The following is a 13,342-nucleotide window of genomic DNA, read 5'->3' as shown; positions in this document are numbered from 1 at the left end:
ACGGCGCAGGCGTGATGGTCGGGCGCATCCTGACCAGTGAGGATTGCATGGCCGAAGGGGCCGAATGGCTGGCCGCGCATGAGCCGCGTTTTGCCCATGCCCTTCGCCTGACGGGCACGCCACCGCTGCGGCGCAGGCCGGACGGATTCGCGCACCTGCTGTCGGCCATTGTCAGCCAGCAGGTCAGCACCCATGCCGCCCGCGCCATCTGGGGCCGGATGGAGGGGGCAGGGCTGACCACGCCAGAGGCGGTGCTGGCCGCCGATGATGAAACCCTGCGCGCGCCCGGCCTGTCGATGCAGAAAATGCGCTATGCGCGCGCGCTTGCCAGCGCGGGCATAGATTTCGACGCTTTGCGCGTTCTGCCCGATGAAGAGATCACCCGCATCCTGACCGAAGTGTCGGGCATCGGGCGCTGGACGGCCGAGATTTACGCCATGTTCAGCCTTGGCCGCGCCGATGTCTTTGCGCCTGCCGATCTTGCCTTGCAGGAATCCGCCAAGCGGCTGTTCCATCTGCCCGACCGCCCGCGAGAAGCCGCCATGCGGCGTATGGCAGCAGATTGGACCCCTTGGCGCACAGTTGCGGCGGGGCTGTTGTGGGCTTATTACCGCGTCGAAACCGAGAGGGAAGGAATCATATGACACGCGCGCTGCACTCTGACCGCCGGGGGCCTGCTTCGGGGGGCAAGGCGAAATCCGCCGTTATATTTGTGCATGGATATGGGGCCGATGGCGCGGACCTGCTTGGACTGGCCGACCCGCTTGGCCCGCACCTGCCTGACACGGCGTTCTATTCGCCCAACGCGCCCGAGAAATGCACTGGCAACCCGTTCGGGTTTCAGTGGTTCCCGATCCCTTGGCTGGATGGGTCCAGCGAGGAGCAGGCACTTGCAGGGCTGGAAGCGGCGGCGCAGGATCTGAATGCCTTTCTTGACAAGGTTCTGGCCGATGAAGGGCTGACCCCTGACCGGCTTGCGCTGGTGGGGTTTTCGCAAGGCACAATGATGAGCCTGCATATCGCACCCCGCAGGGGTGACCCGCTTGCAGGGCTTGTGGGCTTTTCAGGCCGGTTGATGGTGCCGGAACGGCTGGAAGGCGAGGCGGTGTCACCCCTGCCAATCCTGTTGGTTCATGGTGATCAGGACGATGTTGTGCCCCTTGCCAGCCTATCCGAAGCCGCTGATGCGCTGGTGGCCGCAGGGTTTGAAACCTATAGCCATATCTCGAAGGGGACAGCGCATGGTATCGCCCATGACGGGCTGTCGCTGGCGCTGTCATTCCTGCGCGAGAAACTGCCGGGCTAAGGCCCGCTTGGCGCTTATCGGGGGGAGGCGTTTGGCGGCGGTTTGGGGTGTTGGACGACTGTTTATCCCGCCAGCCATCAACGTCGCCGCCCCATGAAGCCTTCGCGCTTGGACGCTGCAAGCGCGAGACGTGGCAGCGTTTCAGTTGCCCCCACGCGCGGAGTCAATGTGCGTAGCGCCGCCGCGCATCGCCGGGCCGCCCCGACGGCACGGCGATTTGGCTTGGCACCGTACAAAGCCTTGATCTTTCGAGGATTTGGCAAGCATAAAGTGCTATAGCCCAAATCGAGGATCGCCGCACCGCGGCCCGACGCTACGCGGCTTGGGCCAGCTTTCCAACACCCCCCAACCCCTCATTGTAGAGCTTCTGCCAACTGGCACACGCCCTTTTAGCTATTCCGGCCAAGTGCCCAATGTTGCAGCACTGCGTCCCGCGATCTGTCATATGGGTGTCGCAGTTCCCTCTTAGCACATGATCATGCGACATTTGGTGCGATCTAAATGCTTGCCAGATGCTTCGCGCTATATATAGTCCATGCCATGGAATGCTGTGGCGCAGCATACATTCGGCCCTGCGGGGCGCGCGCAAGATGTCGCCCCAAGGGCCGCCAGAGCGGAGGCGGCACTTGTGGATGGTGATTTCAGAACAGATTTTGTACGCGACCCTGTCGCGCTGCGTCAGTTTCCCGCTTTGGTGCTGAATGCCGATTACAGGCCGCTTTCATACTACCCGCTATCGCTCTGGCCGTGGCAGGATGCGGTTAAGGCGGTGTTTCTGGACAGGGTCGATATTCTGGCCGAATATGACCATGTTGTGCGCAGCCAGTTGATGGAAATTCGGGTGCCGTCTGTCGTCGTGCTGCGCGAATATGTCAAGCCGCGCAAACGCGTGGCCTTCACCCGCTTCAACCTGTTCTTGCGTGACGAATTTTCCTGCCAGTATTGCGGCGCAAAACATGATCTGACCTTTGACCATGTTCTGCCGCGCAAACTGGGCGGGGTGACAAGCTGGGAAAATGTGGTGGCTGCCTGCGCGCCGTGCAATCTGCGCAAAGGGTCCAAGACCCTGCGCGAGTCGGGCATGAAGCTGCGCACCCAACCCACGCGTCCCGAATCCGAGCAGTTGCGCAATCTGGGCCGCCGCTTTCCGCCCAACCATCTGCATGACAGCTGGCTTGATTACCTGTATTGGGATACCGAACTGGACGCGTAAGCGCGCTCTATTCCTGCCCTCTGGACAGGTGGTCCGCCACACTGTAAATGAGGCGGTGATAGCGCTAACGGACAGTCGGCACAGCGCAGACAGCCGGCACGGCGCAAGGCAGGCCTACGGGCAAGGGGTTAGCATGGTTGCACGCGTTATTCCGGTTGAACAGTTCGATCTTGTCATTTTCGGCGCAACAGGCGATCTGGCACGCCGCAAGATCCTGCCGGGCCTGTACCGGCGCTGGAAGGAAGGGCAAATTCCCGAAGGCTCGAAAATTATCGGGGCCGCCCGCAGCGAGGTTGCACGCGACGATTTCCGCGAGATGGTGCGCGCCGCCTTGCAAGAGTTTCTGGACCGCAAGGAACTGGTGGATGACACAATCGCCAGTTTCCTGGACATGCTGGATTATGTAACCATCGACGCCAAGGGCGATGCTGGCTGGGATGTGCTGTCCAACATGATGCGCGCCGATATTGTGCGGGCGTTCTATCTCTCGGTCGCGCCCGCCCTGTTTGGCGATATTGCCAAACGCCTGCACACGCGCGGCATTGCAGACCGGAATTCGCGCATTGTGGTTGAAAAACCCTTTGGCAAGGATCTGGCAACCGCGCGCGCGCTGAACGCCGCCTTGGCCGAGTATTTCCACGAAGACCAGATTTACCGCATCGACCATTATCTGGGCAAGGAAACGGTCCAGAACCTGATGGCCGTGCGCTTTGCCAATATCCTGTTCGAGCCGCTGTGGAATTCGCAATTCGTGGACCATGTCCAGATCACCGTGGCCGAGACAGTGGGGGTCGATGGACGGGGCGAGTATTACGACACTTCGGGTGCCATGCGCGATATGGTGCAAAACCACCTGATGCAGCTTTTATGCCTGATCGCAATGGAGCCGCCGCATTGCTTTGAACCCGACGCCATGCGCGACGAAAAGCTGAAGGTCATTCGCGCGCTGGACCCTATGGGACCGGGCGAATATGTGCGCGGCCAGTATCGGGGGCGCGGGCGCGAGGATTATCTGATCGACAGCGGCAATCCTGACAGCCGCACCGAAAGCTTCATCGCCATGAAGCTGCATATCTCGAACTGGCGCTGGAAGGGCACACCGTTTTACCTGCGCACAGGAAAACGCCTGAAATCGCGCGTGTCCGAAATTGCCGTGACCTTCAAGGAACCCCCGCATTCGATCTTTGGCGAATCGAACCAGTGGCGCGAAAATGTGCTGGTGATCCGCCTGCAACCCGATGAAGGCATGGATCTGCGCGTTATGATCAAGGAACCGGGGCCGGGGGGTATGCGTCTGAAGGATGTGGCGCTGGACATGAGCTTTGCCGAAGCCTTGGGCAATGATCTGGATATTCCGGATGCCTATGAGCGGCTGATCATGGATGTGATCCGCGGCAACCAGACCCTGTTCATGCGCGGGGATGAGGTAGAGGCCGCTTGGGCTTGGGTCGACCCCGTGATCGAGGGGTGGGAGCAGCGCGATGACCGCCCCGAGGCCTATGAGCCGGGATCGACAGGGCCGGAAGGCGCGCTTATGCTGATGCATAAGGACGGCCGACGCTGGCGGGAGATCAGATGATGGAATTTCACGAATATCCGGACCGCGAAATGATGATGCTGCGCGTGGCGCAGCGCATCGCATCCGAATTGGGCGAAAGCTTGCGCGCGCATGGCCGCGCCACGCTGTCTGTGCCGGGCGGGACCACACCGGGGCCGGTTTTCGATACGCTAAGCGGGGTTGATCTGGACTGGTCACAGGTCTCGGTCGTGCTGAATGATGAACGCTGGGTGGGGGAAGACAATCCGCGCTCGAACACGGCCTTGCTGCGCGCGCGTCTGCTGCATGGCAAGGCCGCGCAGGCGAAATTGATCCCGCTTTATGCTGATCTGCCGGACCCGGACGCGGCACTTGACGGGTTGATCGACGGGCTTTTGCCACATCTGCCGATTTCGGTGCTGCTGTTGGGAATGGGCGAGGATATGCACACAGCCTCGCTGTTTCCGGGGGCCGATAATCTGGACGCGGCACTTGCACCGGGCGCGCCACCCCTGATGGCCATGCGCGCCGAGGCGGCAGGCGAGCCGCGCATCACCCTGACGGCACCTGTCTTGCGCGCAGCGCTGCGGGTGCATGTGCTGATTACAGGCGCGTCCAAACGCGCCGCAATCGAGCGCGCGGCGAAGCTGACACCGCGAGAAGCCCCGATTGCCTGCGTGCTGGATCAGGCGCAGGTGCATTGGGCAGAATAAAGGGCAGGGGGCTGACGCCCCCTGATTTGAGTATTTAGAGCAAGAAAATGACTTGGGGCACGGCATGAGCATCTGGAACGATCTGGCGCGGCATCAACGCGCAACCGAAACGCGGCATATTCGGGAACTTTTCGCAGATACGGCGCGCGCTGCGCAGTTTGCGGTGCAGGCAGGCGAGATGGTACTGGATTATTCCAAGACCAATATCGACGAGGACGGGCGCGCCTTGTTGGTGCGGCTGGCCGAAGAAGCGGGGCTGGTTGAAAAGCGTGCGGCGATGTTTGGCGGTGCGCAGATCAACGAGACTGAAGGGCGCGCGGTGCTGCATATCGCGCAGCGCGCGGGCGATGACGCGGTCATTGCCTGTGCGGGCGCAGATGTCATGCCGGAATTGCGCGCGATCCGCGCGCGCGCCTATGGCTTTGCAGAAGACGTGCGCGCGGGGCGTTTTCAGGGGCAGGGCGGACGGATCACGGATGTGGTCAATATCGGGATTGGCGGGTCTGATCTGGGGCCTGCAATGGCGACACTGGCACTTGCCCCCTATCACGACGGGCCGCGCGTGCATTATGTCAGCAATGTGGATGGGGCGCATATTGCCGATACGCTGAAGGGGTTGACCCCCGAGACGACCTTGGTGATTGTTGCGTCCAAGACCTTTACGACCATCGAGACGATGACCAATGCGCGCACCGCGCGCGACTGGATGGCGGCAAAAGTTGCCGATCCGGGGGCGCAATTCGCAGCCGTCTCTACCGCACTGGACAAGACGGCGGAATTTGGCATCGCGCCTGAACGCGTCTTTGGTTTTGCCGATTGGGTGGGGGGGCGCTATTCGGTCTGGGGGCCGATAGGGCTGAGCCTGATGATCGCAATCGGCGCGGAGGGGTTTGATGGGTTTCTGGCTGGTGGCCGCGCGATGGATGCGCATTTCATGGATGCGCCATTGGACCAGAATATGCCAGTATTGCTGGCGCTTGTGGGCATCTGGCACAACCAGCTTTGCGGCCATGCAACCCGCGCGGTGTTGCCCTATGACCAGCGGCTTGCGCGGCTTCCGGCCTATTTGCAGCAATTGGAAATGGAATCGAATGGCAAGCGTGTCGGCATGGACGGGCGCGATCTGGACCGCCAGTCCGGCCCGATTGTCTGGGGAGAGCCGGGAACCAACGGGCAGCATGCGTTCTATCAGCTGATCCATCAGGGCACGCGGATTGTGCCATGCGAATTTCTGCTGGCCGCAAAAGGGCATGAACCGGAACTGGCCCACCAGCACAGGTTGCTGGCCGCAAATTGTCTGGCGCAGTCAGAGGCCCTGATGCGTGGCCGCTCGCTTGAAGAGGCGCGCGCGCTGATGGCGGCCAAAGGGCTGGAGGGTGCAGAACTGGACCGGCAGGCGCGCCACCGCGTCTTCCCCGGAAACCGCCCGTCCACAACACTGGTCTATCCGCAGCTTACGCCCTTCGTCCTGGGCCAGATCATTGCGTTATATGAACACCGCGTTTTCGTGGAAGGGGTGGTGCTTGGCATCAATTCCTTCGATCAATGGGGGGTCGAACTGGGCAAGGAACTCGCATCTGCCCTGGGGCCGGTTCTGGACGGGGCAGATGCCTCGGACAAAGACCCGTCCACACAAGCGCTTGTTGCCTTCTTGCGCGCCTATCAAGGCTAGAGACTGCGCCTAGAAATCGTAGAAAGCGCCACAGATTGCCGTGCTTTCTATCCGCTTTTGGCGCCCTCAGAAGCGCACGATTGTTTCAAAATCGGTCAATTGGTCTGCATCGGGTGAGATCAGATCATCCACCCCCAGCAAGATCGTGGCGCGCGTGCCATCATCGGAAATCGTGCCGGTCGAGCTTTCGATCTCGCGCCCCTGAACGGTGAAGCTGATTGACATGCCCGCAAACATCTGGCGCATCATCGCCATCATCTGCGGGTCTTCGATCATCTCGTCCATCCCTTCATTCATTGCCGACAAAGGGAACAGCGCGCGCACGCGGTCTGCGCCCAGATAGGTCAACTCGCCCTGTATATCGCTTGGCACATCCTCTGCTGCATTCGGGCGCATCAACTCTGCGAAAGTGCCGGTTTGATCGAATGTGCAGCGCGCATGCGTATCTGTCAGCTCTAGCGTGCCGCCATCTTCTGCAGAGCAAAAGGACGCGTCTTCGCCCGACATCTCGAACATCTGGCGTTGCATCTGGACAAAACCTGTCAGCCGCGCTTCATCTTCGTTCAGCACGTCGACTGTCATGTCAACTTCAACGCAGGCGGCCAAGGCAAGGGCTGCGGGAAGCGCAAGGAAAAGGCGGCGCATGGGGTTCTCCTGACTCTGGAACGTATCATCTGTACGAGAACAGAAAAATCCCATCTGCACCAGCCCGAATCCTGATTTATCCGCCTGTGCAATGCGCCCCTTCGGGGGCCGCGCCAGAGCCTAGAGCGAAAGCGGGCGGTGCGCTGAACAGGTCAGGCGCGCCACTGCGCGAGAGGTCCAGCGCCAGAATTGCAAGCACCAGCGCCAGCGCCATGAACCCTGTGGCCGGGCGAGAAAGACGCGCGCTCATGCGTAGGCCCCCTGATTAAGACTTGGCCGCAACAACACCGGACGCATCCGAATGCCAAGGATCGAGCCAGCAAAGGCCGCGACCAGCCAGACCCAGCCATGCAGCGATCCGGTCGATATGCCGCTGAAAAACGCGCCAACATTGCAACCAAAAGCCATGCGCGCAGAATACCCCAGCACCACCGCCGCCGCCAGCACTGCGGCATAGGAGAGGGGTGTCAGCGCTTGGGTCTGTGCGCCGGGGTCAGCGCGCCAGCGCATGACCGCAAAGGCCCCGATCAACAGCCCGATATTTGTCAGCGAGGTGACGTCTGTCAGGATCGATTCGGCCAGCCGCGCGGCGTTGCCCTCTGCTGCCCAGAACGCTGTCGCGCCAAGGTCGGCGCCGCCCGCTTGCGCGATTTTTGCCCCCCACAGCCCAAGCCCGTAGACAATACCCCAAGGCTGGCCCGCAATGACCAGATTGGCAAGTGCAAGCACAGCGATCAGGGCCGCAGCGATCCACAAGCGGCGTGGGGGCATGCGTTTGCCCGGTGCGCTGCGCAGGAATGTCACCACCCCGACCAGCACCAATCCCGCCAGTGTCAGTGCCAGCCCGCCCATATCGCCAAAGCTGCCCTGAGCGGACAAAACCGGCAGGCTGCCAAGGCTGGTCCACCAGCCCAGATGCAGCGTTCCCACAAAGCTGCCCCCGATGAAACCGGCCAGTGCGATCAGCCCGACCAGATTGCCACTGCCCGCATTCACCAGCGTGCCAGAGCCGCAGCCCATGACAAGCTGCATCGCTGCGCCAAAAACAAACGCCCCAAGAATCATGCCCACACCCACGGGCGCATGTGCAGGCACCAACTCGCCGCTGCTGCCTGCCATCAGCGGAAAGGCCACCACGGCAACAAGGGCAATAGCGATCAACTGCGCCAGCAGCCCGCGCCCGTCACGATCTGTGACAATCATTCGCCAAGGACCGGCAAAGCCGAAACGCAACCCTTCCAGCACCAGCCCGAAGCCAAGGCCCACCAGCACCAGAAGCCCTGCGCGCGGCCCTGCCATAACAAAGGTAAATGCTGCAAAACCCAGCACGATCAGAAGCACAGAGGCACGCTGAAGGAACATCTTGATGGCCTTTCGCTAAAAAAGAGGACGCGCGCCAAAGCTGCGCGCGTCGAACGTGGTGTTATGCAAGGTGCCGCAAATAGCGGATCAGAACAAGCCCTCGACCCAGCGCTTGGTTGAACGCCACAGATAGGCAACGCGTGTGGGTTCATTGTCCAGCTCGTGGCCATGGATGGTGTATTCTGCCATGCTCTCGGCATAAAGGCGCGTATTCTCGACGCCTGCCAATTCGCTTAGGGCAAACCAGTTCAGTGCAGCCCAATGGCCTGTATTGCAAAAGGACACAGTGACCGGCGATTCGAGCAGGTCTTTTTGGGCTGCCACTTCACGCGCACGCTCTGGGCTGACCATGCGGTTGCCGTCAAAGAAATCGCCATATTCAAGGTTTTCTGCACCGCGAACTGTGCCGGGGCGTGCGATGGACCATGCGATCCCTTCAAAGAACCCGCTTGGGCGGCTATCGAGCAAGCGCGCCTCGCCGCGCTCTACCAGATCGGCCACTTCGGTGGTCGAGATGTACCATTCGTCATTCCACTCTGCCATGAAATCGGTCTCGGCGATTTCGACAGGTGTGGTCGAGACAGGCAGTTCAGCGCCCGCCCAAGCGGCAAACCCGCCATTCAGAAGCGCCAGATCCTGCACCCCCAGCGATTTCAGCGTCCAATAGACCCGCGCGGCGGTGCCCATGTCGGTTTGGCTTTCGCCGGAATGCACGATCACAGTGGGAATATCGGCCTCGACACCCACGCGCGCAGCCTCCAGTTCATATTCCAGCTCTGGCAACAATGCGCCGGGGTTGGAGGGGCCGCCGCGCCAGTTGGCATAAGGTGAATGCGCGGCACCGGGAATGTGACCGGCGGCAAAATCACCCGAAACATGGATGATGCGAATATTCTCTTCCGCTTCCATGATGCTGGCCAGCTCTGCCGGTTCCAACAGCGGGCTCCAGCCTTGCGGTGTTGCAAAAGCAAGCGTGGGCAGGGCGACGAGTGACAGGCTTAGGGCAGTTGTGCGCAGCATCAGAACTTTCCTTTCGGTCGAAGTGTGCGTGTTGAAAGCCACTTAGGCAGGGCGCGGTCGCGTGGCAAGCGGCACTATTCTGTAGTAGGGTCACAGGGCGCGGCAGATATTCCGCCTTGTGCTGCCGTTTGGGAAGGGATCACCCTGTTGGATAGCCGCTTGGAAAACTGTTCTTGTATGGGTGGCATTTTTGGCGAAACCTGCCTTATTGTCACAGTTTGCCGTTTCACATGCGAAAACTGTCCTTTGGGGCCGCTGGCGCTTGGTGGGCGTATGTTGCGTGCTGCGCGCCTCGGTCTCGAACTTGCCGGTCATATAGCCCGAAGCCCTGACAAGCCATTGCGGCTTGTGGTCTTGCCAAGCGGTGATGGGCGCTTTAGCTCCTGCATCATACCGGAAAGGGCGCAACATGACCGAAACCCTGATTGATCTTGCATGGACCGAAGCAGAGGCCGCGCCCGACGATGGCGCGTTGCGCCTGCATTACTATGCGCGACTGGTCGAGGCTGAAATTTTCCTGCTGCTGGAACGCGAGGCCGAAGGCGAGGCTATCTTGCCCAAAGTGTTTGATCTGGAAGATGGGCCAATCGTGCTGGCCTTCGATACGGAATCGCGCCTGACCGAATTTACGGGCCTGCCAGCCCCCTATGCGGCGCTGTCGGGGCGTGTGCTGGTTGAAATGCTGACAGGGCAGGGGCTTGGGCTTGGGTTGAACTTGGGTGTGGCGCCGTCGTCCAGATTGCTGCCGCCAGAGATTATTGACTGGCTGGCACAGATGCTGCTGGAACGCCCGCAGGAATTGCAATCGCGCGTCACGGTGCTGCACCCGCCCAAAGGGCTGCCCGAAAAGCTGCTGATGGCGCTGGACCAGCGCCTTGCGCGCATGGAAGGGTTGGCCCGCATGGCCTATCTGACGGGGGCGGAATACGAGAATGGCACGCGCGGGCATATGCTGGCCATCATTGACGTGGCACAGGGGGCCGAGGCCACGCTTGCGCGCGCTGTGCAAGGCGCGTTGAGCTTCTCCGGGATAGAGGCAGGGATGCTGGACGTGACATTCCTGACATCTGACGATGCGCGCGCGGCCGATTGCGCGCGCGTGGGGCTGCGTTTTGACCTGCCGCAGCCAGCCGCCGCGCCAGAGCCCACAGCCGCGCCGGGCATGGACCCGTCGCGCCCACCGCGCCTGCGGTAAGCGTGAAATGCTTCAAACTTTTGGGGTAATATAATACCTATTTTTTAACCCATTGAATAGATGGGTGTATTTCAGGATATTCCAGCTTGACCTTATGGGCCAAGTCTATAGAAAGCGGGCATCCCGCATGAAAGCGTCATGCGGTTCTTTTTCCCATTCTCAAGGGTCTCGTCATGAAAACCTATTCTCTCAAAGCCGGAGAGATCGAGAAGAAATGGATCATCATCGATGCCGAAGGCATCGTGCTGGGCCGTCTCGCCTCGATCATCGCCATGCGCCTGCGCGGCAAGCATAAAGCCACCTTCACCCCGCATATGGACATGGGCGACAATGTTATTGTCATCAATGCCGACAAGGTGCAGTTGACAGGCAACAAGCGCAACAAGCCCAACTACTGGCACACCGGCTATCCCGGTGGGATCAAGTCGCGCACAACTGGCCAGATTCTTGAAGGCCGCTTTCCAGAGCGCGTTGTCATGCAAGCTGTCAAGCGCATGCTGCCCGGTGGTCCGTTGACGCGCCAGCAAATGACGCATCTGCGCGTCTATGCCGGCACCGAGCATCCGCATGAGGCACAGCAGCCCGAAGTGCTGGATGTGCGCGCGATGAACAAGAAAAACACGCGGAGTGCATGATCATGGCTGAAGATCTCAAAACCCTCGACGATCTGAAATCCGCGGTTACGCCGGTTGCAGACGAAGCCCCTGTACGCGAATCCGTGCGCGACGATCTGGGCCGCGCCTATGCCACAGGCAAGCGCAAGGATGCGGTCGCCCGCGTCTGGATCAAGCCCGGTTCGGGCAAGGTCACTGTGAATGGCAAGGAAATGGGCGTCTATTTTGCCCGTCCGGTGCTGCAAATGATTCTGCGCCAGCCATTTCAGGTCGCAGGCGTTGTTGACCAGTTCGATGTTCAGGCAACCGTCAAGGGCGGTGGTTTGTCGGGGCAGGCGGGTGCGGTCAAGCACGGCATCTCGAAAGCGCTGCAACTGTTCGACCCTGCATTGCGCGGCTCTTTGAAAGCTGCCGGCTTCCTGACGCGCGACAGCCGCGTGGTGGAACGCAAGAAATACGGCAAAGCGAAAGCGCGCCGCAGCTTCCAGTTCTCGAAGCGTTAATCACGACACAAAACCACAGAAAAACGCCCGCAACAGCAGTTGCGGGCGTTTTTTATCGCATTAAGTTTGGCGCATAAGCATATATTTAATAATGTAAATTTAGTTTACAGTTTCGGTGGTCGGTGCTGGTAGGGCTTTTGCCTCATCCGGCATCTGTTCTGGCAGATCGATCGTCAGCGTGCCCTCTTCGGGGTAGATCGTGATCCGTGCTTTTGGCGTCAGCGCCGCGAGGATTTCATTCAACTCTTTTTGCGCGCGCTCGACAGTCTGGCGCTGTGTTTCGCGCGCGATTTGCGGCGCGGTGGCTTTGTTTCCAAACAGAAATTTGAACATGGCAGCTTTCCTTCCTTCTGTGTAATCCTGCATAAACCAAGCTTATCTCTTGTGAAACCCGCTATGCTGCGACGCAGCGCAATTTCTGCCCATGCTGTTGCATCATGCAAAACCGGGGGCAGTGCAGACATGTCCGGCATGCAGGCCACGCCGGCTTAGGAGCGGCCCCAGATAGCGTTGCACCACCGGATGCGCGGCCTCTAACGCCCTGTGGCGGATCAGCAGGGCCGTGATCGCGGCCTCTGCGGCGCGGACGCCGCCATCAACGATCTTGAGCGCGATGCCCAGACGCTGCTGCGGCAGGATCGCCACGAAAACCGCTTCCGCGCCTGTCTTGACCGCGGCGCGCCCTTCCATGGCGCGCATCAGGTCGGTGCAGGCGCGCGTCTCGCCCGCAACAAGGTCGGGGTGCAGGATCATCGCGTCCCTTAGGGCGACCATAGCGCGCGCGCGGGTGTCGCCCCCTTCCGTCGCGGCGGCAAATTGTGCCATCGCAAAAGCCAGCCCAGACAGTTGGGTTGCGAAATTGGGCGCAGAGCAGCCGTCAATTCCGAAGCCGGGCGAAGGTAGGCCTGTAACCTCTTCGAATGCTGACCTAATTTCTGTCTGAACGGGGTGGTCCGGCAAGGTATATTCCGCATCACCGCGCAGATGGCGGTTCAGTGTCAGAAAGCCTGCATGCTTGCCAGAGCAGTTGTTGTGCAACTGGCACGCTGTCTCGCCTGCCTTGATCAATCGGTCACGCTCGGCAAGGTCTTCGGCTGCCTGACAGCCACAGCGCAAATCGCTTTCACTCAGGCCCAGATCATGCAGCCAGTTGGCCACACGGGTGACATGGATCGCGGCACCCTGATGCGAGGCGCAGGCCAGCGCCAGATGCTCGGGCGTTAAATCCCGCCCCGCGCCTGTTTCCAGCAAGGGCAGCGCCTGCACCATCTTGCAGCTGGATCGGGGGTAGATGACAGCATCCGCGCGCCCCCAGGCTTCGACAACCTCGCCAGTGTCGCGCATGACAACAGCATGGCCGCGATGCAGGCTTTCCAGAATATCGCCGCGCCATAACTCTATCAGTGGCACCGATCCGGTATCGACACTGGGGGTATTCGGCATTTTGTTGCTCATTTTCATCTCTTCCAATGCACAGTTGCTCACGCCTGCGCGATTTCTTGCCAAGAGGGCTTTGAATTTCTGCAGTGTTGACGATAAGACACGAAGGTAGAAGGCCCAAT

General features: G+C 60.5%; 15 protein-coding genes. 9 read left to right on the top strand and 6 right to left on the bottom strand.

Annotated features, from left to right (window positions below; all coding sequences use genetic code 11):
* Window positions 1-11: 11 nt before the first annotated feature.
* From BG455_RS06000 to pgi, 6 genes are all read left to right on the top strand, one after another.
* Window positions 12-644 (top strand): DNA-3-methyladenine glycosylase family protein, encoded by a 633-nt coding sequence (locus BG455_RS06000; protein ID WP_071469034.1) that lies wholly within the window; start codon window positions 12-14, stop codon window positions 642-644.
* On the top strand, window positions 641-1,306 hold the full coding sequence (locus tag BG455_RS05995) for an alpha/beta hydrolase (protein WP_071469033.1): 666 nt from the start codon (window positions 641-643) through the stop codon (window positions 1,304-1,306). Before BG455_RS06000 ends, BG455_RS05995 begins: the two co-directional genes overlap by 4 nt.
* 628 nt (window positions 1,307-1,934) lie before the next feature.
* Complete coding sequence (locus BG455_RS05990) at window positions 1,935-2,519, top strand: HNH endonuclease (RefSeq protein WP_071469166.1); 585 nt, start codon at window positions 1,935-1,937, stop codon at window positions 2,517-2,519.
* A 133-nt stretch (window positions 2,520-2,652) separates the two neighbouring features.
* Complete coding sequence (gene zwf / locus BG455_RS05985; RefSeq protein ID WP_071469032.1) at window positions 2,653-4,098, top strand: glucose-6-phosphate dehydrogenase; 1,446 nt, start codon at window positions 2,653-2,655, stop codon at window positions 4,096-4,098.
* Window positions 4,098-4,769: a 6-phosphogluconolactonase gene (gene pgl / locus BG455_RS05980; protein ID WP_071469165.1), complete on the top strand. Its 672-nt coding sequence runs from the start codon at window positions 4,098-4,100 to the stop codon at window positions 4,767-4,769. Before zwf ends, pgl begins: the two co-directional genes overlap by 1 nt.
* A gap of 64 nt (window positions 4,770-4,833) precedes the next feature.
* On the top strand, window positions 4,834-6,441 hold the full coding sequence (gene pgi, locus BG455_RS05975) for a glucose-6-phosphate isomerase (protein ID WP_071469031.1): 1,608 nt from the start codon (window positions 4,834-4,836) through the stop codon (window positions 6,439-6,441).
* A gap of 66 nt (window positions 6,442-6,507) precedes the next feature.
* On the opposite strand, the gene BG455_RS05970 is transcribed toward pgi, so the two are convergent.
* The 4 genes from BG455_RS05970 to BG455_RS05960 all read right to left on the bottom strand — a co-directional run bounded on the left by BG455_RS05970 (window position 6,508) and on the right by BG455_RS05960 (window position 9,468).
* Window positions 6,508-7,086, bottom strand: coding sequence for a hypothetical protein (locus BG455_RS05970; RefSeq protein WP_071469030.1), 579 nt, complete (start codon window positions 7,084-7,086; stop codon window positions 6,508-6,510).
* A gap of 76 nt (window positions 7,087-7,162) precedes the next feature.
* On the bottom strand, window positions 7,163-7,336 hold the full coding sequence (locus BG455_RS17275) for a hypothetical protein (RefSeq protein ID WP_170124685.1): 174 nt from the start codon (window positions 7,334-7,336) through the stop codon (window positions 7,163-7,165).
* Window positions 7,333-8,448 (bottom strand): YeeE/YedE family protein, encoded by a 1,116-nt coding sequence (locus BG455_RS05965; RefSeq protein ID WP_071469029.1) that lies wholly within the window; start codon window positions 8,446-8,448, stop codon window positions 7,333-7,335. The genes BG455_RS17275 and BG455_RS05965 overlap by 4 nt, the downstream gene beginning before the upstream one ends.
* 87 nt (window positions 8,449-8,535) lie before the next feature.
* A complete protein-coding gene (locus BG455_RS05960) occupies window positions 8,536-9,468 on the bottom strand; it encodes a sulfurtransferase (protein ID WP_071469028.1) in 933 nt (310 codons plus the stop codon).
* Between the two features lie 409 nt (window positions 9,469-9,877).
* Between BG455_RS05960 and BG455_RS05950 the strand changes: the two genes are divergently transcribed.
* From BG455_RS05950 to rpsI, 3 genes are all read left to right on the top strand, one after another.
* A complete protein-coding gene (locus BG455_RS05950; protein ID WP_071469026.1) occupies window positions 9,878-10,663 on the top strand; it encodes a hypothetical protein in 786 nt (261 codons plus the stop codon).
* Between the two features lie 173 nt (window positions 10,664-10,836).
* On the top strand, window positions 10,837-11,298 hold the full coding sequence (gene rplM, locus BG455_RS05945) for a 50S ribosomal protein L13 (RefSeq protein ID WP_071469025.1): 462 nt from the start codon (window positions 10,837-10,839) through the stop codon (window positions 11,296-11,298).
* A 2-nt stretch (window positions 11,299-11,300) separates the two neighbouring features.
* Complete coding sequence (gene rpsI, locus BG455_RS05940) at window positions 11,301-11,780, top strand: 30S ribosomal protein S9 (RefSeq protein WP_071469164.1); 480 nt, start codon at window positions 11,301-11,303, stop codon at window positions 11,778-11,780.
* 99 nt (window positions 11,781-11,879) lie between these two features.
* Here rpsI and BG455_RS05935 read toward each other — a convergent pair whose 3' ends face one another.
* Together BG455_RS05935 and BG455_RS05930 are read right to left on the bottom strand one after the other, a co-directional pair.
* Window positions 11,880-12,113 (bottom strand): hypothetical protein, encoded by a 234-nt coding sequence (locus tag BG455_RS05935; RefSeq protein ID WP_111361108.1) that lies wholly within the window; start codon window positions 12,111-12,113, stop codon window positions 11,880-11,882.
* A 102-nt stretch (window positions 12,114-12,215) separates the two neighbouring features.
* Window positions 12,216-13,235: an asparaginase gene (locus BG455_RS05930; RefSeq protein WP_245735483.1), complete on the bottom strand. Its 1,020-nt coding sequence runs from the start codon at window positions 13,233-13,235 to the stop codon at window positions 12,216-12,218.
* Window positions 13,236-13,342: the final 107 nt, after the last annotated feature.

This window comes from Roseinatronobacter thiooxidans, assembly GCF_001870675.1.
GTDB classification, from domain to species: domain Bacteria; phylum Pseudomonadota; class Alphaproteobacteria; order Rhodobacterales; family Rhodobacteraceae; genus Roseinatronobacter; species Roseinatronobacter thiooxidans.
The sequence above is the reverse complement of the archived record's forward strand: the minus strand, read 5'-3'. Positions and strand labels throughout refer to the sequence as shown.

Excerpts from the sequence above, each read along its gene's own strand:
- BG455_RS05995 (WP_071469033.1), top strand. The coding sequence starts at position 641 with ATGACACGCGCGCTGCACTCTGACCGCCGGGGGCCTGCTTCGGGGGGC.
- zwf (WP_071469032.1), top strand. The coding sequence starts at position 2,653 with ATGGTTGCACGCGTTATTCCGGTTGAACAGTTCGATCTTGTCATTTTC.
- pgl (WP_071469165.1), top strand. The coding sequence starts at position 4,098 with ATGGAATTTCACGAATATCCGGACCGCGAAATGATGATGCTGCGCGTG.
- pgi (WP_071469031.1), top strand. The coding sequence starts at position 4,834 with ATGAGCATCTGGAACGATCTGGCGCGGCATCAACGCGCAACCGAAACG.
- BG455_RS05970 (WP_071469030.1), bottom strand. The coding sequence starts at position 7,086 with ATGCGCCGCCTTTTCCTTGCGCTTCCCGCAGCCCTTGCCTTGGCCGCC.
- BG455_RS17275 (WP_170124685.1), bottom strand. The coding sequence starts at position 7,336 with ATGAGCGCGCGTCTTTCTCGCCCGGCCACAGGGTTCATGGCGCTGGCG.
- BG455_RS05965 (WP_071469029.1), bottom strand. The coding sequence starts at position 8,448 with ATGTTCCTTCAGCGTGCCTCTGTGCTTCTGATCGTGCTGGGTTTTGCA.
- BG455_RS05960 (WP_071469028.1), bottom strand. The coding sequence starts at position 9,468 with ATGCTGCGCACAACTGCCCTAAGCCTGTCACTCGTCGCCCTGCCCACG.
- BG455_RS05950 (WP_071469026.1), top strand. The coding sequence starts at position 9,878 with ATGACCGAAACCCTGATTGATCTTGCATGGACCGAAGCAGAGGCCGCG.
- rplM (WP_071469025.1), top strand. The coding sequence starts at position 10,837 with ATGAAAACCTATTCTCTCAAAGCCGGAGAGATCGAGAAGAAATGGATC.
- rpsI (WP_071469164.1), top strand. The coding sequence starts at position 11,301 with ATGGCTGAAGATCTCAAAACCCTCGACGATCTGAAATCCGCGGTTACG.
- BG455_RS05935 (WP_111361108.1), bottom strand. The coding sequence starts at position 12,113 with ATGTTCAAATTTCTGTTTGGAAACAAAGCCACCGCGCCGCAAATCGCG.
- BG455_RS05930 (WP_245735483.1), bottom strand. The coding sequence starts at position 13,235 with ATGAGCAACAAAATGCCGAATACCCCCAGTGTCGATACCGGATCGGTG.